The following is a 732-nucleotide window of genomic DNA, read 5'->3' as shown; positions in this document are numbered from 1 at the left end:
AGCGCGCGATGTACGCGCAGCAGGCCAGGGACGCGGACATCATCATCACCACCGCGCTGATTCCCGGCAAGCCGGCGCCGAAGCTGATCACGGCCGAGATGGTGCAGTCGATGAAGCCGGGCAGCGTAATCGTCGACATGGCGGCCGAGCAAGGCGGCAACTGCGAGCTCACGGTGCCCGGCGAGGCCGTGGTGCGCCACGGCGTGACCATCATCGGCTACACGGATCTCGCATCGCGCCTGGCGCGGCAGTCGTCCACGCTGTACGCAACCAACCTGCTGCGCGTGGTCGAGGAGCTGTGCAAGACCAAGGACGGCACGATCAACGTCGACTTCGACGACGACGCGATCCGTGGCCTCACGGTCATCAAGGAAGGCAACGTCACCTGGCCGCCGCCGCAGCTCAAGCAGCCGGCCGCCGCACCGAAACCACAGACGCCGCCGCCCGCGGTGGCCGCGCCGAAAGGCCATGGCCACGGCAGCGGCGAGCCGATGTCGGCGAAGACGCTCGCGATCGTGTTCGGCGTCGGCGCACTGGCTTTCCTGCTGGTTGGCCAGTTTGCGCCGGCCACGTTCCTGTCGCACTTCACGGTGTTCGTGCTGGCGTGCTTCATCGGCTACATGGTGATCTGGAACGTCACGCCGTCGCTGCACACGCCGCTGATGAGCGTGACCAACGCGATTTCGTCGATCATCGCGATCGGTGCGCTGGTGCAGGTCGCGCCGCCGTTGG

Annotated in this window: 1 protein-coding gene; it reads left to right on the top strand. The window is 67.2% G+C overall.

Annotation, left to right across the window (positions count from 1 at the left end; genetic code table 11):
* Window positions 1-732: proton-translocating transhydrogenase family protein (locus G3N94_RS41900; RefSeq protein WP_205799981.1), on the top strand; the 732-nt coding region annotated here is incomplete at both ends.

Origin of the sequence: Burkholderia sp. Ac-20353 (assembly GCF_017104785.1) — a bacterium.
In the GTDB taxonomy this organism is placed as follows: domain Bacteria; phylum Pseudomonadota; class Gammaproteobacteria; order Burkholderiales; family Burkholderiaceae; genus Burkholderia.
This window is presented reverse-complemented; position numbering and strand designations above follow the sequence as displayed.